The sequence below is a fragment of the Nocardia fusca NBRC 14340 genome (assembly GCF_001618425.1).
In the GTDB taxonomy this organism is placed as follows: Bacteria; Actinomycetota; Actinomycetes; order Mycobacteriales; family Mycobacteriaceae; genus Nocardia; species Nocardia fusca.
Genome location: NZ_BDCU01000045.1, coordinates 1 through 19,569 on the forward strand (window position 1 = coordinate 1; position 19,569 = coordinate 19,569).

The following is a 19,569-nucleotide window of genomic DNA, read 5'->3' on the forward strand; positions in this document are numbered from 1 at the left end:
GCCGGTCTTCGCCCGGGCTCGCCGTGCCCCGGTCCGCACACTCACCCCCCGAACATCACATGCGAGACCGTATAGATCGCCAACCCCGCCAGACTGCCGACCACCGTGCCGTTGATCCGGATGAACTGCAGATCACGCCCCACCTGGACCTCGATCTTCTTACTGGCCTCCTCCGCATCCCAGCGGGCGACCGTATCGCTGACGATGGTGGCGATCTCGTCGGCGTAGTTGGCGGCCAGGTAGCGGGCGCCGCGCTCGATCCAGCTGTCGACCTTGGCTCGGGTCTCGGTATCGTCGCGCAGGCGTTCGCCCAGCTGCCGGACGTTTTCGGCGACCTTGCGGCGCAGGGTGCTGTTCGGGTCGTCGGCGGATTCGAGGATCAGGCGTTTGGCCGCCCGCCAGGTCGCCTCGGCGAGGCCGGTGATCTCCTCCCGGCCCATGATCTCGGTTTTGATCCGCTCGGCCTTGGCGATCATCGTCTCGTCGTACTGCAGGTCGTGGGCGAAATCCTCCAGGAAGCGGTTGGCGGCCAGCCGGACCTCGTGATCGGGGGTGGAGCGCACCTTCCAGGTGAACTCGACCAGCTCCCGGTACACCTTCTCCGACAGCAGGACGTTCACGAATTTCGGCGCCCACTGCGGGGCCTCACCGTTGACGATCCGGTCGATCGTCTCCTGGCTGCCGAGCGCCCACTGGTGGGCACGTTCGGCGAGCAGATCCAGTAGCGGCAGCTGCCGGTTGTCGGCCAGCAGCTCGGCGAGGACACGGCCGATCGGCGGACCCCACAGCGGTTCGGCGATCCGTTTCACGATGGTGTTGTCGATGACCTGTTCGACATCCTCGTCGCGCAGCACCCCCACGACCGCGCGCAGAATCGTCGAACTCTCGTCGGCCACCCGGGCCGCGTTACCGGGCGCGGCCATCCAGCGCCCGATCCGCCACGGGATCTGCGCGGAGTTCACCTTCGCCGTGACCACATCGGGGGACAGGAAGTTGGTGCCCACGAAATTGCCGAGACTGGCCCCGAGCTGATCCTTCTTCCGGCGGATGATCGCGGTGTGCGGGATCGGCAGGCCCAGCGGATGCCGGAACAACGCCGTCACCGCGAACCAGTCGGCCAGCGCACCGACCATCCCCGCCTCGGACGCCGCCCGCACATACCCGACCCAGTCGCCGGCGCCGCCGCGCGACTCCAGCCACCGGCACACCAGGTAGATCACCGTGGCCACGGCCAGCAGGCCGGTGGCGACGGCCTTCATCCGCCACAGGTCACGTCGTTTGGCCGCGTCATCGGTGAGGGTCGCGAACACGCCCGGCGGTTCCGCCTGCCCGCCGGGGGCGGTCGTCCCGGGGGCGGAGTCGAGCACCGCACTACTACCGGTCGGTTTCTGCATACTCCCATTCTGCTGTGTTTGTTTGCGGCGCCTCCGGCGCCGCGGGTCGGGGCCTGTGACCCCGATTCTTCCCTCCTCCGCTCAGTCGCTGCGCTCCTTCGCTCTGTCGCTCCAGAACCGGGGGCGGGCCCCGACCACCGAGGCCGACCCTCCGGAATAGACAGAAGGTTGCATGCTTGCGTGCGCCTCGACCAGCCTGGGGAGGCTCACATCACTGTCAGTGCTCAATGGTCACCGATCTATGGACGGACCTGCAGCACGCGCTCAGTCGCTGCGCTCCTTCGCTCTGTCGCTCCAGAACCGGGGGCGGGCCCCGACCACTGAGGTAGACCATCCGGCATAGGCGAAAGGTGAATGTGGACGTACACCTCGACAAACCGGAGCTCAGCGCATTGTCGGTGCTCGTTCATCGGACACAGACCTCCGGAGGGCTGAGCGCGCGCGTGGGAGTGTGGGATCTGCCGCACAGACGCCAAACGAGGCACCTGGGCAGGGATGGGGCCTAGAGTGGAACGCACGTGAACCGTCCGACCGAGGAGCCCACGCTGTCCACCGAAGATCTGCTCGATATCGGGACATCCGCCGATCGATCGGCGCCGGTGCGTACCCCGCGGACCGACGGGCGCAAGCGGCGCTGGCGCCAGCACAAGATCGACCGGCGCGAGGAACTCGTCGACGGCACGCTGGCCGCGGTGCGCACCCGCGGCGGGAATGCCGGCATGGACGAGATCGCCGCCGAGATCGGTGTGTCCAAGACCGTCCTCTACCGCTATTTCTCCGATAAGAACGACCTGGTCAACGCCGCGATGCAGCGGTTCATCGAGATCACCCTGATGCCGCGCGTCTACGGCGCGATCAGCCTCGATGCCGACGAGTATCGGCTGGTGCGGTCGGCGCTGGCCGAATACGTGGGCGCGGTCGACGAGGATCCCGAGGTGTACCGGTTCATCATGGGCACCGGTTCGGGCGATCCGTCGTCGCTGGCCGATTTCGAGAGACTGTTCGCGGAGGTCGTCGCGGCCGCCATCACCGAGCGCGGCAGTGCCCGCGGTATCGAGACCGAAGGGGTGATGCTGTGGTCCTATGTGCTGGTCGGCGGCATCCAGCTCGCGACCCACTGGTGGACCACCCATAAGACACTTCCCCGGGAAGAGGTCATCGACTACCTCACGATGATGGTGTGGAGTGCCATCGAGGGAATGGCGCGAGCCGGTGGTTCGCGAACCAAGTTCGCCGAACAGGAGCATGTGCTGCCCCCGGTCTCCCCCGGCGACCAGGCCGTCTGAGTCGGCGGGCTCGCCTGGCTCGACAACCCGGCCGGGTTGGCTAGTCTGATTGCCGTGCGGTGACGAGGAACCGGCTGTGTTCCTCTGTTGTCGTAGGCGCGGCGTCGGCACCAACGGAGGTTCCTCGATGGCGAAACAAGTGCCGACATCCCGGCTGGCCCGCGGCACCAAACTGGGTGCGGTGGCAGCCGGATCGATGATGCGCAAACAACGCGCCCGGCTCTCGATGCGCGGCCGGTCCGAGGCGGTACGGGCCCGGATGGCCGAGGAGTCGATCCTCCGCAGTACCGAACAGTTGGTCATGGTGCTGGGCACCATGAAGGGCGTGGCCATGAAACTGGGCCAGATGATGTCGGTGCTCGACCTGGACCTGGTGCCGCCGGAGCATCGGGAACGGTTCCAGAAACGGCTCGCGGTACTGCGCAATGCCGCGCCCTCGGTGTCCTTCGAGGCCATGCGCGCGGTGATCGAAGAGGATTACGGGCAGCCCCTGGACGCGGTGTTCGCCGAATTCGAACCCGAGGCCATCGCGGCGGCCTCCATCGGACAGGTCTATCTCGCCCGGTTGCACAACGGCCGCCAGGTCGCGGTGAAGGTGCAGTACCCGGGCATCGATGCGGCGGTTCGGGCGGACCTGAAGAATCTGAACATGTTCCGGCGGGTGCTGCAGTCGGCGATGCCATGGGTCACCCCGGCGGTTCTCGACGAACTGCGGCTGAACATGGAAGCCGAACTCGACTATCACATCGAGGCCGAAACCCAGCGCGATATCGCGGAGCTCTACGCCGACCACCCGTTCGTCGTGGTCCCGCGGCCGGTCCTCGAGCACAGCACCAGACGGGTGCTGGTCACCGAGTATCTGGCCGGTACCGCGTTCGAGGACATCCGCCGGATGCCACGGGCCGAGCGTGACCGGGTCGGCGAGATCATCTACCGCTTCTATGTGGGATCGCTGTTCAACTTCAACGAGTTCTGCGGCGACCCGCACCCGGGTAATGTGCTGCTCGCCGCGGACGGCCGGGTCGGGTTCCTCGATTTCGGGCTGTTCAACCGGATGGATCCCGAACATGTCCGGTTCGAGGCGATCTGCCTGTGCGCGGCCGCCGAGGACCGCGGCGCGGATCTGCGTGAGCTGATGATCCAGCGGGGGGTCATCGATTCGGCGGACGAGATCGGGGTCGAGGAATGCCTGGAATATGTGCTCTCGGCGTCGGAATGGTGCCTGGTGGACCAGGAACTCACCATCACCCCGGAACTGGCCAGTGGCGCGTTTCTGCTGGCAGTGGACCCGCGGTCCAGTGAATTCTCCGGGATGAAACAACAGAATCTACCGCCGGAGCATCTGTTCTCCCGGCGGGCCGATTTCCTGACCTTCGGCATGCTGGGTCAGCTCGAGGCGACCGCCAATTGGCATCGCATCGCCCGGGAATGGTTGTACGGCGAAGAGCCGGTCACCGAACTCGGGCGGCTCCATCGACAGTGGCTGGCCGGACGCCGGCCGGCCAAACGCGGTAAGCGGCGTACGGGCTAGCGCCGCGGCACCGGACATATCCAAGGGGTTCTATCCATGACCGACACTCGCGAATTCGACCTGATCGTCTTCGGCGCCACCGGCTTCGTCGGCAAGCTCACCGCCGGGTACCTGCGGGGCGCGGCACCGGCCGGGGCGAGGATCGCGCTGGCCGGACGTTCGGCGGACAAACTCGCCGCGGTCCGCGACGAGATCGGAGCCGCGGACTGGGGTCTGGTGGTGGCCGATACCACCGATCAGGAGTCGATGGACGCGCTCGCCGCCCGCACGACCGCCGTCATCACCACGGTCGGCCCGTATCTGCGCTACGGGATGCCGATGGTCGCGGCCTGCGCGAAGGCCGGTACCCACTACGCGGATCTCACCGGCGAACCGCTGTTCATCCGCGACGCCATCGACAGCTACCACGACGAGGCCGCGCGCACGGGCGCCAAGATCGTGAACTCGTGCGGCTACGACTCGGTGCCTTCGGATCTGAGCGTCTATCAGCTCTATCGACGGTCCGTCGCGGACAATACCGGCGAGCTCGGCGACACCACCCTGGTCGCGACCCTGCGCGGCGGGGTCAGCGGCGGCACCATCGATTCGGGCCGGGCGATGATGGAGGCGGTCGCGGCGGACAGATCGAAGGGCGCGGTACTCAGCCACCCCTATTCGCTGAGCCCCGACAGATCCATGGACCCCGACGTGGGCCGCCAGTCCGATCTCACCCTGCAGCGGGGACGCGAGATCGACCCGAGTCTGGACGGCTGGGTCGGCACCTTCGTCATGGCCTCGCACAACACCAAGATCGTGCGCCGGAGCAACGGCCTGCTCGGCTGGGTGTACGGCAAGAATTTCCGCTACCGCGAGACCATGGGTGCCGGGAACTCGGCCCTGGCGCCGGTGATCGCGGCCGGTATCTCCGGCGGTATCGTCGCCGGGATGGCGGCCGGCGGTCTGCTGTCCCGGTTCGGCGCCGGTCGCGCGGTGCTCGACCGGGTGCTGCCCGCGCCGGGCACCGGACCGAGCGAGGCCACCCGGGAGAGCGGCTGGTTCCGCATGCGCACCTACACCCGCACATCTTCCGGCGCCCGGTATCGCGCCGATTTCGCCGGTCTCGGTGACCCCGGGTACAAGGCGACCGCGGTCATGCTCGGCGAGAGCGGTCTCGCACTGGCCTTCGACGACAAGCCCGAACTCGCCGGTGTGCTGACGCCCGCCGCGGCTATGGGCGACGCGCTGACCGCACGGCTGCGCGCGGCCGGGATGACGATCGATGTCGAGCCGCTGGGATGAACCTCGCTCGGCGCACCATGAACGCCCCGGCACTGGCGGCGGTCTACGAAAAGGTCTGGCGGCCCGCGGTGTTCTATCTGGCCACCGGCCGCACGACCGCCGCCGATCGCCGGTTCGCGGTGGAGTCGCTACACCTCGACAGGTCGCGGCGCGTCCTGGATATCGCTTGCGGGCCCGGTAATTTCACCCATTTCCTGAGCGAGCACGTACCGGCCGACGGGTATGTCACGGGGATCGACTATTCGCCGCCCATGCTGGCGCGCGCCCGCGCCGACAATGCCGGGCCCCGCGCCGGATACGTACGCGGCGATGCGCGCTCTCTGCCGTTCGCCGACGAGACCTTCGACGCGGTTTGCTGTTTCGGCGCGCTGTACCTCATCCCCGACCCGTTGGTCGCGGCTCGGGAGATGATCCGCGTGCTGGCGCCCGGCGGCCGGATCGCCGTCACCACCAGCCATCGCCCGGACAACCCGGTCGGCGAATTGACCCGGCTCACCGCGGGAGTGAGCGGACTGCGCATGTTCGGCGGCCGGACCTTCCCGGAGTTGTTCGCGACGGCCGGATTGGTCGATATCGACCAATCCGTACACCGCTTCTTCCAATACGTGACCGCTACCCGCCCGGGCGCGGCGGGGCGCGCGGCCGGCCGGCCGGCGACGTCCGGCCTCTGACGGATTCCGCGACAGAAGTGCTCGACCCGTTGCCACCCCTCGATACACTGCTGCCCGCGGCCCGCCACGCGTGCGCCAATTCACAGCCGAATCCCTATGACCGGCGGGTTTTCCCCGGCGTACGCGGCTACTCGTCGGTAGAGTCGGCTGGCGTACCCACGGGCCGGAAGGGGGATTCCAGATGTCGGTACCGGAGGTGGGGCAGAGCACGGCTCGGCAGCTCTACACCGCGGCCACGGCCGGGGGCGAGAACTCCTTCACCCTCGCCGAGGACGTCGCGCTGCGCTTGGCCGAGGCCTGCGACACCCTGGTCGCCGATCTCGAAGCAGCGCGGGCCGGCGGCCACCGCATCGCCGAAACCCCCGGCACCGCCGGTTTCCCCGATCTGCCCACCGGGCACGCCCTCGCCGCGGGGTTCCGCGGTAAGGCAGTGCAGTACCTGGAAACCCTCACCGCGCTCCAGGAGACGGCGCTCCGCTTCAAAGCCGCCTATCTCGCCGCCGGCGGCCGGCTCGCCGAGGCCGATCTCGCCAACCGCGCCGCTCTCGCCGTGGTGGCGGCACATCCCGGCCTCGGCCCCGACCGACACGACGAGGACGGCCATGGCTGAGCCCGCCGGCACCGACCCGCCCTACGCGCCCGAACGCGAATGTTTCGGCAGTTTCACCCATCAGGAGATCTGGGACCGGGTGCACGAGGTCCTCGATCCCGGTGCGCTCGCCGCCGCCGCGGCGGCGTGGCAGTCGAACGCGGACGCCGTGGCGGATGCCTTCGCCGTGTTCACCGACACCACCCGGCGCGAATTCGAGCGCTGGTCGGGACACTCGGCGAACGCGGCCCGGCAGGCGACACGGGAGTTCATCGCCGGCGGTGACGAAACCCATGAGGCGTGCCGCGCACTCCAGCGCCTGATGGAGGGCAATACCGAAGCGGCACAGACCTTGCGGTCGGCGCTGGCCCCGCCGCAACCCTATCGTCCGCTCGACGACCCGGCGGCCGAGGCCGTACACGGCGGCCGCCGCCGGATGGACCACGATATCGCCGCCGCCGCGGCCGCCGCCGATGCGCAGGACGCGATGACCACCATCTACAACCCCACCCTCCCGGCTTCCGGCGACCGGGTACCCCGGTTCCCCGGCACGGGCGGCGGGAGCCCGCGCCGGTGAAGTGGATCCTGACCCCGGACGAGTTCAGTTACGTCTGGGCCAATGAGACAAGCCTGGATCGCCGGCCCTACCCGGTGAATCTGGCCCCGGCCAGCGCCGTGCGCACCGAATCCGAACTGGATGCGCTGCGATTACCACAGCGGTTCGCCAGACAGGCCGACCCGGATCTGGCAGCCGCGCTCATGCTCTGCGCCCGCCCGGACGCCACCGCAGTCACGATTTCCGGAGAGCGCCCGGCGCTCATCCGCAACGGCGACCAGCCGAATGCCGAGCAGATCCTCGGCTTCGCCGCCGTTATCGATCATCACGCCGCCGTCCTGCACGCCACACCCACGAAGGTCACCGTTCACATGTGCCATGCCCGGGACCTCGGGGGCCGGCTGGTCCAGTTGATCGGTTCCGCCCGCCCCGGCGCCCACGGCCCGTTCCACCAGCCCCAGGACGCGGTACTCACCGACGCTCCCCTGTCCACCTGCGACGGCGACGGAGACGCCGCCCGCTTTCGTGCGGCGCTGCGCGAACCCGTCGACGCCCGCGGTTTCATCACCGTCACGGTGGCGCCGGAGGAGCCCATGTCTCCGCCCACAGTGCACCGCAGCTGGCTCGATATCCGTGACGACGGCCGCTATCTCCTCACCACCGCCGATGTACTGACCCTCGCACCGGTCAGCGATGCGGAGTTCGCCGACAACCTGCAGAGCCTGGCCCGCATCCGCGGCAGCACTCCCGGACTGTGATAGGCCTGTCCGATGTCCGAGCTATGGAAAACCCCCGCGAGCCGGGCCCTGCGCGCCGACGGCCTGCGTATCGCCGATATCGATACCTCTGCCCGGCCCGGGTTCCGCGGTGGCAAGAAGGACGGGGAAGCGCTGCTGACCGAACGCGGCAAGGTGCTGGCCGGTTTGCAGGAGAAGCTCTACGCCAACGGCCGCTCCGGTGACAATCGCAGCGTGCTGTTGGTCCTGCAGGGGATGGATACCGCCGGCAAGGGTGGAATCGTGCGCCATGTCATCGGCTCGGTGGACCCGCAGGGCGTCGATCATGCCGCGTTCGGCGTGCCGACCGAGGAGGAGAAGCGGCACCACTTCCTGTGGCGGATCCGCAAAGCCCTGCCGCGGGGCGGGCAACTCGGGGTGTTCGATCGCTCCCATTACGAAGATGTCCTGGTCGCCCGGGTCCATGAGCTCGTGCCCGAAGCGGTCTGGCAGCAGCGCTACACCGAGATCAACGATTTCGAACAGGAGCTGACCGAAGCGGGAACCGAACTGGTGAAGGTCGCGATGTTCGTTTCGCTCGACGAGCAGAAGAGAAGGCTGCGGGAGCGGCTGGAACGACCGGACAAATACTGGAAATTCAGCCCCGGCGATATCGACGAGCGCGCCTATTGGCCCGCCTACCAGCAGGCCTATCAGGATGTGCTGGATCGCACCTCCACCGATTACGCGCCCTGGTACGTGCTGCCCGCCGACGCGAAGTGGTTCTCCCGCCTGGCCGTCACCGAACTGCTGATCGAGGCGTTCCAGAAACTGGACCTGAGCTGGCCGCCGGCGAATTTCGACCCGGCTGCCGAACTGCGCCGGCTCGACACAGCCTGACCGGCGCGGACCGGTGAGTTATGGAAACTCTCAGCAAGCCGGACAATGATGGGCGGTGCGCCGGGCAGCCCGGCGCCCCCTGGCGAACCTACGAGTGGTCGGGGCAGGCGAGGTGAGGGAAAGGCGTGGTGAACGCACGGTGAGCAAAAACCCCGGGCGGCCGAATCCGCTGGTGGCGGGCGCGCGCGCGGACCGCAACCGCAAGATCGCGATACAGGTCGGCGTGGCCGCCGTACTGGTCGCGCTGGTCGCCGCGATCGGTATCGGCCTGGCCGTGCGCAACTCCGGTTCCGACGATGTGGGCGCCATCCCGGCGGCGGCAACCGATAACGGCGCAATCCGGGTGGGACAGCCCGACGCGAAGGCGACCGTGCGGATCGTCGCGGATATGCAGTGCCCGGTTTGTGCACAGTTCGAGACCGACCACGCCGAACTGCTGAGCGAATCGGTTACCGACGGCACCGCCGCGATCGAATACAACATCGTGGCTTACCTGGACAAGATGTCCAGCACCGAATACTCCACCCGGGCCGCGAACGCCTCCTACTGTGTCGCCGATACCGGCACCGGCCGATACCAGGATTGGCTGAAGCTGATGTTCCAGCAGCAGCCGCCCGAAGGCGGCGCCGGCCTGACCGACGAACAGCTCATCGCCATCGCGCAGCAGGCGGGCTATACCGACCCCGCCATCGCCGACTGCATCACCGACCGCAGATACGAGGGCTTCGTCGGCGCGAAATCCCAGGAATCGCTGGACGAGGGCATCGACGGCACTCCGACGGTTTTCGTCGACGGTGAAAAGGTCGACCTCGCGCTGAAGCAGGACCGGACGGGCTTCGACACCGCGCCGCTGACCGCCGCGATCCAGGCGGCTGCGGGCCGGTGACCCGGACATCGCCGCCTGCCGCCTGGACGCTGCTGCTGTGCGGTCTGGCCGGCTGGATCGCCGCATTCGTCCTGCTGGTCGAAGACTTCAAACTGCTCAGCGAGCCCGGCTACATCCCCTCGTGCAGCTTGAACCCGGTGCTGTCCTGCGGTTCGGTGATGGCCACCGATCAGGCGTCGGTCCTGGGCTTTCCGAACCCGATCATCGGGCTGGCCGGGTTCTCGGTGGTGGTGACGCTCGGCGTGCTCTCGGTCGCGGGGGTGGTGCTGCCCCGCTGGATCTGGATCGGTCTGTGGCTGGGGACGGCCGCCGGAACACTGTTCATCTGCTGGCTGATCTTCCAGAGCCTGTACCGCATCAATGCCCTGTGCCCCTACTGCATGGTGGTGTGGGCGATCATCACACCGCTGCTCGCCGTCCTCACCGAACAACTGTGGGGTAACGATCGGGGTGCGCTGCGGGTGGTCGCGGAATGGCGCTGGACCTTCGTCGCGGTCTTCTACGCCGTGGTGCTGGTGCTGGTGTTCCTGCGTTTCCAGGACTACTGGCTGTCGCTGTTCTGATCGGCGTCGCCGGCCTGCCCTAACCCGGCGTGCCGGCGACCAGCCGCACCGCCACGAACCGTTCGCTGCCGTCGGGTGCTCGCACGCCCAGCCGCACCGTTTCGGCCGGTTTGCGGGTGTCGATCGCCGCGCGCAGCGCGCGTGCACTCGTGACGGCGCGACCGTCCAGCGAGGTGATGATCTCTCCGGCCGTCAGGCCCGCCACCTGCGCGGGCAGCCCGTGGATCGCCATATCGATGCGGGCGCCCTGCGGTCGCGCGTCGGAGATCAGTACTCCTAGGGTGGCGGTGGGGCCGATGTGCACGGAGTCGGTGGGCGTACCGGACCGGATCTGCCGCACGATGCGCATCGCGGCGTCGATGGGCACCGCGTAACCGTTGGGTGGATCCTCGGCCGCGCCGGGTGGCGGGTCTCGATTGCCGGAGGCCGCCGCGATCACCCCGACGACCGCACCGCTGGAATCGGTCACCGCCCCACCGGACTGGCCCGCGCTGACCGCCGCCTCGATCTCCAGCATTCCGGTCAGTGCCTGCCGGGACAGGTCCTGCTGGTTCAGGGCCATGATCGTGCTGTCCAGATCGCTGATCTCCCCGGTGACCGCGGTGGCCGTGCCGCTGCCGCCGGCGTTACCGATGGCCAGGACCTCGTCCCGGACACGCAGCCCGGCCGAACTGCCGATCCGCGCGGTGGCCAGCCCACGCGCGCCCGCGAGGGAGAGCAGGGCGATATCGGCGTGGGCGTCGTAGCCGAGCACCTCGGCGGTGTACACGGCACCGTCGGAAACGCGGCTGACCCGCACCGTCTTCGCACCCTTCACGACATGGTGGCTGGTGAGCACCTGTCCTTCTCCGGTGAGGACTATGCCGGATCCGGCCGCCGCGGCGCCGAACGGACGGGCGGCGGCGGTGATGTTGACCAGTACCGGGGAGATACCGCGTGTCACCTCGCTCGCGTTCAGCGGGGTCCGCGGCGCGGGACGGACGGGTGTGGCGACGACACTGCGGCCGGGTTGCGCCAGGCCGGGTAGTTCGCCCCGGTAGCCGAACAGGGCCCCGAGGGCCAGCACCGCGGCGCAGAGGGTAACGAGCACGCGACCCCCGCCGGTGGGCCCGCGGGAGCCGGTGCTCTGCCACTGGTTGTCCAAGGAGCCTCCCGCTGCCGCAGCCGATCACGACCATTGTCGCCCGGATCAACGCGCGATAGTCGAGTTTCATCCCCTTGTCGCAAGTTATCCACAGGTATCCCCAGTTATCCACAGGCCGGCGCGGACTTGGGGAAACACCGGCCGGATACCTGTTGATTCGTTACCACCGGTACGCCGAGGTCACATCCGTGTCACATCCCCGCGGCGGCCTTTTTCACCGCCCGGCCGAAAACCGGCCCGGATGTCGGCGTCTGCCCGCACGGAACGGCCCACGGGCGCGATCGGGAATACGGCCGCTCGTTATCCGGCGGAAACCGAATCAATAGAATTCCGTATCCCGGGCCCCGACACCCGGAAATCCATCCACAGCCGCTCGGCCTTCATCCACACCGCGGAGCTCGGTTTTCCACAGCCTTCTCCACAGTGTGGATAATCGGCGCGCACGAGCCGGAATCTCTTTGTTCGACGGTGACCGATTGTTCGACGACGGCCGATCGAATCGACTTTGCGGACCCGGAATCCGCGGGAACACACCGGCGGAAACACTCAGATGGTCGCAGTATCGATGACGAACCGATACCGCACATCACTGGCCACCACGCGCTCGTACGCGCTGTCGATCTCGTCCGCGGAAATCAACTCGATTTCCGCCCCGATTCCGTGCTCGGCACAGAAATTCAACATCTCCTGCGTTTGCTCGATACCGCCGATCATCGAACCCGACAGCGAGCGCCGGCGGCCGGCCAGGACCCGGGCCTGAACCTGGAGCGGGGCCTCCGGCAGTCCCAGCACGACCAGCGTCCCGTCCAGCCGCAGCAGCTTCATGTAGTCGTTGATCGGCAGATCCGCGGATACGGTGTTGATGACGAGATCGAAGCTGCCGCGCAACTCCCGGAACACCTGGGCATCACTGGTGGCGTAGTAGTGGTGCGCACCGAAACGCTTTCCGTCGTCCTGTTTGCTCAGCGAATGGCTGAGGACCGTCACCTCGGCGCCCAGCGCGGCGGCGATTTTCACACCGATATGGCCGAGCCCGCCCATTCCGATGATCGCGACCTTTTTCCCGGGTCCCACACCCCATTGTCGTAAAGGCGAATACAGGGTGATTCCGGCGCACAACAGTGGCGCGGCCACCGACAGATCGATTCCCTCCGGGATGGCGACCACGAAGTTCTCGGTCACCACGATCCGGGTGGCGTATCCGCCCATGGTGTGCCCGCCCGGCTGCACCTCCTCCGGCACCCGGGAGTTGTAGGTCATCACCGCGCCACGGGTGCAGAACTGCTCCTCGCCCGCCAGGCACGACTCGCAGACTCCGCAGGAGTCCACCATGCAGCCGACACCCACCCGGTCGCCCACCCGGTGGCGGCTCACCGCCGACCCCACGGCAGCGACGGTCCCCGCGATCTCATGCCCCGGCACACACGGATAAGCCGCGCCGCCCCACTCGTTACGGGCGGTGTGGATATCGGAATGGCAGATCCCGGCATACGCGATATCGATCAGGACATCGCGGGGCCCGAGCTCCCGGCGTTCGATGGTGACCTTCTCGAACGCGGCGTCGGGCCCGGCCATCGCATAGGCGCCTACAGCAGTACTCATGCGTCCATGCCTACCGGCGCATACCGGATTTGCCAAGGTGGTGTGACTTTCGGCGCCCGGACGTGAAGGTAGGGTGCGGGCCTGCTCGTGAAGGTGCTGTGTTTTCGGCGCGCTGGCGCGCGCGGGGTTGAGGCCCCCTGGGTCTCGCCGTTTCGGCCTCGAGACTCGAGCTTCGCGCATGCGCTTCGAGGCCGAAACGGCGAGACGGGCCTCAACCCTTGGAGGTGTCTCGCAAAACTCGACGCATGGGGTTACGTCGGCATTCGGCGATCGGATCCGCATGTGGAGTTCGGGTCCGGACGCGGCAGAAGTAGGGTCGCCTGTTATCCATCCGCTGCCGGTGTCTCGGAGACCGCGCGAGTGGACATCAGGAGAGGCACGCGATCCCGTTCCCGGAAGCTGCGCAGAGTTCTGCTCTCACTCCGGGGCGGGACCGAGGTCCTGCTCGGCTTGCAGGCGGCGGCGGACTCGGCGGGCGGCGGCGACCATATTGCGGAGAGCGGGGTCGAGCTGCCAGTGGTGGCGGGTCTTGAGGCCGCCGTCCGGGTTGGCCCAGAGCCGATCCGGGCCGACCGCCGCGGCGGCCGCGGTGAGCAGTTCATCCAGTTCGTCGATATCCGGGATGCGGGCCGAACGGCTCTCGTACACGCCCGGGCCGACCCCGTTACTGAGCCCGTGGCCGGAGGCGTAGTCCTCCTCCAGCGCTTTCAGCACCCACTCGATGGACCGGGTGGCGACGATCGCGGTGACGTCGGCGTCGAGCTGTTCGATGGCCTGGACGATCTCGGTACGGCCCGAGTACGGGATATGGGTGTGGATCTGGGTACCGGGCGCCACACCGGAGGTCGCGAGCCGGAATGCCCCGATCGCCCAGCGCAGGTATTCGGCGCGGCCTTCGGGCCGGGCCGGCCACAGCTCCCGCAGCGCCGGTTCGTCGACCTGGATGATGCCGATACCGGCGCGTTCCAGATCCACGACTTCGTCGCGGATCGCCAGCGCCACCTGGTCGGCCGTCTCGTAGAGCGGCTGGTCCTGCCGGACGAACGAACGCGCCACCATGGTGACGGGCCCGGTGACCATGCCCTTCACCGGTTTGTCGGTCAGCGATTGGGCATAGGTGATCCACTCCACCGACATCGGAGCCGGCCGCGACACGTCGCCGTAGATGATCGGCGGACGCACACAGCGCGATCCGTACACCTGCACCCAGCCGAAATGCGTGGTAGCGAAACCGTCCAGCAATTCGGCGAAATACTGGATCATGTCGTTGCGCTCGTGCTCGCCGTGCACCAGCACATCGAGACCGATATCTTCCTGCAACGCGATGGTGGCGGCGATCTCCGCCTCGATCTTCTTACGGTATTCGTCGTAGGACAACCGGCCCTCACCCAGCTGGTGGCGGGCCTGCCGGGCTTCGACGCTCTGCGGATAGGACCCCAGCGTGGTGGCGGGCACCGGCGGCAGTTGCAATTTCTGCTCTTGCGCGGCCCGGCGCTCGGCATAGGGTGCGCGTTCCCGCATCTGCGGGGTAATGGCGTAGACCCGCTGGCGCACCGCGTGTTTCTGTTTGAAATGCACTTCGCCAGGACGTTTACGCCATTTGTCCGAGGGCCCCTCGGTGAGCGCTTTGGCCAGTGAGACGACCTCGCCGACTTTCTGCTTCGCGAAAGCGAGCCGATCGGCCACATTCCCGTCGATATCGTATTCGGCGAGAACGTCGTAGGGCACGTGCAGCAGCGTGGTTCCGGTGGAGACCACCAGGTCCGGGCACACCTTGGCGAGTTCGTTCAGATATTCCAGGGTGACGTAGCGGTCGGCCCGCCACACATTCGTGCCACTGATGACCCCCGCGTAGAGCCGTTTGCGGCGGATACCCGGGATCTGCGCCAGATCTTCGGGCCGGACCCGGTAGGACGCCAGATCGAGGCCGATCGCCTCCACCCCGGTACCGGCGAGAATGCGCAGCGCCTCACCGAAGTCGCCGTACTGTCCGGTGACCAGGATGCGCGGCCGCAGCGGCGCCTTGGACAGCCGGTCGTAGACGCGGGCGAAGGCGGCGAGTTCGGCGGCCGAGCGTTCGGCGGTGAAGCAGGGTTCGTCCAGCTGCACACAGGTGGCGCCGCGCCGCGCCAGGATCTCGAACAACTGCTCGTAGACCGGGAGCAGCCGGTCCAGCAGATCGATGGTGTCGAACCCGGCCGATTCACCGGGCACACTGCCCGCCTTGGACAGCAGCAGCAGCGACACCGGCCCCAGCACCACCGGCCGCTGCTCGATGCCCGCCGCCATCGCCCGGTCCCATTCGTCCAGCAGCGCCTCGGGGTGCAGGGAGAATTCCGTATCGGCATCGAGTTCCGGCTGCCGGTAGTGGTAGTTGGTACCGAAGAAACGCACCAACTCCAGCGGCGGTAGATCGGGCCGGCCGCGCGCCATCAGGAAATAGAAATCCAGCGGGTCGAGATCGGCGCGGTATTCCGCGAAACGGGACGGGAACGCGCCGAAGAGCAGCGCATTGTCGAGCACGTGGTCGTAGAAGGAGAAGGTGTTCCCCGGGACCTGGGTCAGCCCGGTGGCGGCGAGCTCGTTGAACTGCTGCTCCTGGATATCGCGCCCGACCGCGCGCAGCTCTTCCCGGGTGATCGCCCGCCGCCAGTACGCCTCGAGCGCGCGCTTGAGCTCCCGGTGCGGACCGATCCGCGGATACCCGAGCACACTCGAGCCGAACCCTTCACCGACGTTGACCATTGCCGACCTCCTTGTTTATTTGCCCCGCCTGCGGCGGGGCGGGTCGGGGCCCTGTGACCCCGATTCTTCCCTCCTCCGCTCAGTCGCTGCGCTCCTTCGCTCTGTCGCTCCAGAACCGGGGGCGGGCCCCGACCACCGAGGTAGACCATCCGGAGCAGACAGAAGGTTGCCTGCCGACGTGCGCCTCGACCAGCCTGGGGAGGCTCACGTCACTGTCAGTGCTCAATGGCGGCACACGCTCCAGAACCGGGGCAGGCCCCGACCATGGATGCCGCCTACCTGGGTAGACGATAGGTCCTGCGACCAGTGCACGAGAGCTACCCGAAGCGAAGGGTTACACATAATCCCGACGCAACCCGCATGCGTCGAGTCTGACGAGACACCTCCAAGGGTTGAGGCCCTTCTCGCCGTTTCGGCCTCGAAGCGCATGCGCGAAGCTCGAGTCTCGAGGCCGAAACGGCGAGACCAAGGAGGCCTCAACCCCGCGGCGCCGGAGGTGCCGCCAAAAAACACAGCACCTTCACGAACAAGCCCAGTTCTCACCTGCACGGGAAGCGCACCTCTCATCTCGGTGACCGCCGACTCTGCCTACGCTTTGTTGTACTGGTAAAAGCCCGCGCCGGACTTCTTGCCCAGCAGCCCCGCCTCGACCATGCGCATGAGCAGCGGCGGCGCCGAGTACAGCGGCTCCTTGAATTCGCCGTACATCGAATCGGCGATCGATTTCACCGTATCGAGGCCGACCAGGTCGGTGAGTGCGAGCGGGCCCATGGGGTGGGCGCAACCGAGCACCATCGCCTTGTCGACATCCTCCTTGGTGGCGAAACCGGATTCGACCATGCGAATGGCCGAGAGCAGGTACGGCACCAGCAGCGCGTTGACCACGAAGCCGGAGCGGTCCGAGGAACGCACGATCTCCTTGCCGAGAACCTCGGCCGCGAACTTCTCGGCCCGCTCGGTGACGGCGCCACTGGTCTTGAGCGTGGTCACCAGCTCGACCAGCGGCAGTACCGGCACCGGGTTGAAGAAGTGCATACCGACGACCCGCTCGGGGTTGTTGGTGGCCACCGCGATCTTCATGATCGGGATGGAGGAGGTGTTGGAGGCCAGTACCGCGCTGGGGTCGGTGACCACCTTGTCGAGTTCGGCGAAGATGGAGGTCTTGACCTTCTCGTCCTCCAGGACGGCCTCCACCACGAGCTGGCGGTCGGCGAAATCGCCGAGGTCGGAGGTGAACCGCAGCCGCCAGGCCGCCTGTTCCCGCTCGCGCTCGGTGATCTTGCCGCTGCTCACGCCCCGGTCCAGGGACCGCAGGATCCGCGACCGGCCGGCCGCGGCGAGATCCCGGGTCTGTTCGTACACGAGCACATCGACATGCGCGCGAGCGCACACCTCCGCGATACCCGCGCCCATCTGGCCGGCACCGATGACACCGACACGCTGAATCTTCTCGTTCACGTCCCACTCCTGTGTTCGTGGCGCCGCCTCGGCGGCGCGGGGCTGTGTTCATCGGCGCCGCCTCCGGCAGCGCGGGCTCGGAGCCCTCGTGACCTGTCCACAATGCCGACCAACCGGCAAGCGGGTGAGCGCGGGCGGCGGTCGGGTTCGGCGCTTGGCGTCTCGCCGGAGAGACCGAAGCCCCCTCGCCGGGCTGTTGCGAGGGGGCGGTACACCCCTACCGAGGTAGTGGGTCCGGGATATCCGCCGGAAGACGGAGTACCACGATCGGTCCCGGAGGACTCGGGCCCACCGGCCCGAGTCCGGCTCGGAGCAGACACCCCGAGCCGGGGCCGTACTTCCGGCCCCTTGTCGCGGACGGCCGACAGACCCGTTCCCCGCGCCGCTTCCGATAACAACCGGAATCCGGACCGCAGAACACCGATCCTCACCGCAACCACCACCTGGTGCCGAGTCTTACGAGGCCTGCAAAGGGTTGAGGCCCGTCTCGCCGTTTCGGCCTCGAAGTGCATGCGATGTGCGGTGAGCCGCCCATAGAGTGCGGTCATTGAGCACCTTCGGCCAAGGCTCGAGGCTGAAACGGCGAGACCCAGAGGCCTCAACCCCGCGGCGCCGAAGGCGCCGCAGACAACTCAGTGAAACTGTCCTTCTTCGGTGGAGCCCTTCAGCGCCGCCGTCGAGGTGTTGGGGTCGACGGTGGTGGCGATGGTGTCGAAGTAGCCGGCACCGACCTCACGCTGGTGCTTGATGGCGGTGAAGCCACGCTCGGCGGCGGCCTTGAACTCGCGCTCCTGCAGGTCGACGAAGGCGGTCATACCCTCGCGGGCGTAGCCGTAGGCCAGGTCGAACATGCCGTAGTTGAGCGAGTGGAAGCCGGCCAGGGTGATGAACTGGAACTTGAAGCCCATGGCGCCGAGTTCCCGCTGGAACTTCGCGATGGTGGCGTCGTCCAGGTGGGCCTTCCAGTTGAAGGACGGCGAGCAGTTGTAGGCCAGCAGCTGGTCCGGGAACTCGCTGCGGACGGCCTCGGCGAACTTGCGCGCGACCTCGAGGTCCGGCACGCCGGTCTCCATCCAGATGAGGTCGGCGTAGGGAGCGTAGGCCTTGGCGCGCGCGATGCAGGGCTCGATACCGTTCTTCACTCCGAAGAAACCTTCGGCGGTGCGGGTGCCGTCGAGGAATTCACGGTCGCGCTCGTCCACATCGGAGGTGATGAGGGTGGCGGCTTCGGCGTCGGTGCGGGCGATGATCACCGAGGGCACCTCGGCGACGTCGGCGGCCAGGCGCGCGGAGGTCAGGGTGCGGATGTGCTGCTGGGTGGGGATGAGCACCTTGCCACCGAGGTGGCCGCATTTCTTCTCCGAGGCCAGCTGGTCTTCCCAGTGCACACCGGCGGCACCGGCGGCGATCATGGCCTTCTGCAGTTCGTAGGCGTTCAGCGCGCCACCGAAGCCGGCTTCGGCGTCGGCGACGATCGGGGCCAGCCAGTTCTCGACGGCGGTATCGCCCTCGACCTTGGCGATCTCGTCGGCGCGCAGCAGCGCGTTGTTGATGCGGCGGACCACGGCGGGCACCGAGTTGGCCGGGTAGAGGCTCTGGTCGGGGTAGGTGTGACCGGACAGGTTCGCGTCACCGGCGACCTGCCAGCCCGACAGGTAGATGGCCTTGAGCCCGGCGCGGACCTGCTGCACCGCCATATTGCCGGTGAGGGCGCCCAGCGAGTTGATGTAGTCCTCGTTGTTCACCAGATCCCAGAGGATCTCCGAGCCACGCCGCGCGAGGGTGTGCTCTTCGACAACGGTGCCCTGCAGCTTGGAAACCTGCTCGGCGGTGTAGTTGCGGGTGACGCCCTTCCAGCGCGGGTTGGTGTCCCAATCCTTCTGGATTTCCTCGGCGGTCTTCGGGGTGCCGGTGGTCGACATCTTGCGACTCCACTTCCTTGGTCGGTCGGTCCGCCGTGTCCGCGTCGACGAAGCGTTTCCGCGTCGCACTGCTGGAACGACGATTTGCAGGCTTGCAATGCCCGGTGGGTGTACTTCCACACCATGGCACACCATCAAAATGCCGTCTACCTGTTGCTTCTGTGAATCTGAGCTAGGATCGGCCATAACTTTGCTAAGCCTGTGAAAGTTGCCAGCGCGTAACCATCGTCAAGTCTACTCACCAGTAGCTCTGACATGGGGTTTTAGCGTAACGCTTGTACTGTTAGCGGAGGCAGGTATCCGGGTTCGATCCCCTCCGCCGCGGCTC

Annotated in this window: 16 protein-coding genes; 10 read left to right on the forward strand and 6 right to left on the reverse strand. The window is 67.4% G+C overall.

Going from position 1 to position 19,569, the window contains the following annotated elements; translation table 11 throughout:
• Window positions 1–41 precede the first annotated feature (41 nt).
• Window positions 42–1,259 carry a DUF445 domain-containing protein gene (locus NF4_RS27710; protein ID WP_063130398.1) on the reverse strand — a complete coding sequence of 406 codons (1,218 nt, stop codon included), beginning with the start codon at window positions 1,257–1,259 and terminating at the stop codon, window positions 42–44.
• A 734-nt stretch (window positions 1,260–1,993) separates the two neighbouring features.
• On the opposite strand from NF4_RS27710, the gene NF4_RS27715 reads away from it, so the two are divergent.
• From NF4_RS27715 to NF4_RS27760, 10 genes are all read left to right on the forward strand, one after another.
• Entirely contained in the window at window positions 1,994–2,680 is a 687-nt protein-coding gene (locus NF4_RS27715) for a TetR/AcrR family transcriptional regulator (RefSeq protein WP_084533535.1), read from the forward strand.
• 127 nt (window positions 2,681–2,807) lie between these two features.
• The gene (locus NF4_RS27720) at window positions 2,808–4,211 is read left to right on the forward strand and encodes an ABC1 kinase family protein (RefSeq protein WP_063130342.1); all 1,404 of its coding nucleotides are present in this window, start codon (window positions 2,808–2,810) and stop codon (window positions 4,209–4,211) included.
• A gap of 36 nt (window positions 4,212–4,247) precedes the next feature.
• The gene (locus tag NF4_RS27725) at window positions 4,248–5,489 is read left to right on the forward strand and encodes a saccharopine dehydrogenase family protein (RefSeq protein ID WP_063130343.1); all 1,242 of its coding nucleotides are present in this window, start codon (window positions 4,248–4,250) and stop codon (window positions 5,487–5,489) included.
• Window positions 5,486–6,160, forward strand: a complete 675-nt coding sequence (locus NF4_RS27730) for a class I SAM-dependent methyltransferase (RefSeq protein WP_063130344.1) — start codon at window positions 5,486–5,488, stop codon at window positions 6,158–6,160. The genes NF4_RS27725 and NF4_RS27730 overlap by 4 nt, the downstream gene beginning before the upstream one ends.
• Before the next feature lie 181 nt (window positions 6,161–6,341).
• Window positions 6,342–6,770, forward strand: coding sequence for a hypothetical protein (locus NF4_RS27735; protein WP_063130345.1), 429 nt, complete (start codon window positions 6,342–6,344; stop codon window positions 6,768–6,770).
• Window positions 6,763–7,326 (forward strand): hypothetical protein, encoded by a 564-nt coding sequence (locus NF4_RS27740; RefSeq protein ID WP_063130346.1) that lies wholly within the window; start codon window positions 6,763–6,765, stop codon window positions 7,324–7,326. The genes NF4_RS27735 and NF4_RS27740 overlap by 8 nt, the downstream gene beginning before the upstream one ends.
• On the forward strand, window positions 7,323–8,063 hold the full coding sequence (locus NF4_RS27745; protein ID WP_063130347.1) for an ESX secretion-associated protein EspG: 741 nt from the start codon (window positions 7,323–7,325) through the stop codon (window positions 8,061–8,063). The genes NF4_RS27740 and NF4_RS27745 overlap by 4 nt, the downstream gene beginning before the upstream one ends.
• 12 nt (window positions 8,064–8,075) lie before the next feature.
• Entirely contained in the window at window positions 8,076–8,921 is an 846-nt protein-coding gene (locus NF4_RS27750; RefSeq protein WP_063130348.1) for a polyphosphate kinase 2 family protein, read from the forward strand.
• A 139-nt stretch (window positions 8,922–9,060) separates the two neighbouring features.
• Complete coding sequence (locus NF4_RS27755; RefSeq protein WP_063814735.1) at window positions 9,061–9,807, forward strand: DsbA family protein; 747 nt, start codon at window positions 9,061–9,063, stop codon at window positions 9,805–9,807.
• Window positions 9,804–10,370, forward strand: coding sequence for a vitamin K epoxide reductase family protein (locus NF4_RS27760; RefSeq protein ID WP_063130349.1), 567 nt, complete (start codon window positions 9,804–9,806; stop codon window positions 10,368–10,370). Before NF4_RS27755 ends, NF4_RS27760 begins: the two co-directional genes overlap by 4 nt.
• 19 nt (window positions 10,371–10,389) lie before the next feature.
• Here the strand turns inward: NF4_RS27760 and NF4_RS27765 are convergent, their stop codons facing one another.
• The 5 genes from NF4_RS27765 to aceA all read right to left on the reverse strand — a co-directional run bounded on the left by NF4_RS27765 (window position 10,390) and on the right by aceA (window position 19,241).
• Window positions 10,390–11,460: a S1C family serine protease gene (locus tag NF4_RS27765; protein WP_084533537.1), complete on the reverse strand. Its 1,071-nt coding sequence runs from the start codon at window positions 11,458–11,460 to the stop codon at window positions 10,390–10,392.
• A 600-nt stretch (window positions 11,461–12,060) separates the two neighbouring features.
• Window positions 12,061–13,116, reverse strand: a complete 1,056-nt coding sequence (locus NF4_RS27770; protein ID WP_063130351.1) for an NAD(P)-dependent alcohol dehydrogenase — start codon at window positions 13,114–13,116, stop codon at window positions 12,061–12,063.
• Window positions 13,117–13,533: 417 nt separating this feature from the next.
• Window positions 13,534–15,861, reverse strand: coding sequence for a 5-methyltetrahydropteroyltriglutamate--homocysteine S-methyltransferase (gene metE, locus NF4_RS27775; RefSeq protein WP_063130352.1), 2,328 nt, complete (start codon window positions 15,859–15,861; stop codon window positions 13,534–13,536).
• Between the two features lie 588 nt (window positions 15,862–16,449).
• Window positions 16,450–17,319, reverse strand: a complete 870-nt coding sequence (locus NF4_RS27780; protein ID WP_084533523.1) for a 3-hydroxybutyryl-CoA dehydrogenase — start codon at window positions 17,317–17,319, stop codon at window positions 16,450–16,452.
• Between the two features lie 632 nt (window positions 17,320–17,951).
• Window positions 17,952–19,241: an isocitrate lyase gene (gene aceA / locus NF4_RS27785; protein ID WP_063060249.1), complete on the reverse strand. Its 1,290-nt coding sequence runs from the start codon at window positions 19,239–19,241 to the stop codon at window positions 17,952–17,954.
• Between the last annotated feature and the right edge of the window lie 328 nt (window positions 19,242–19,569).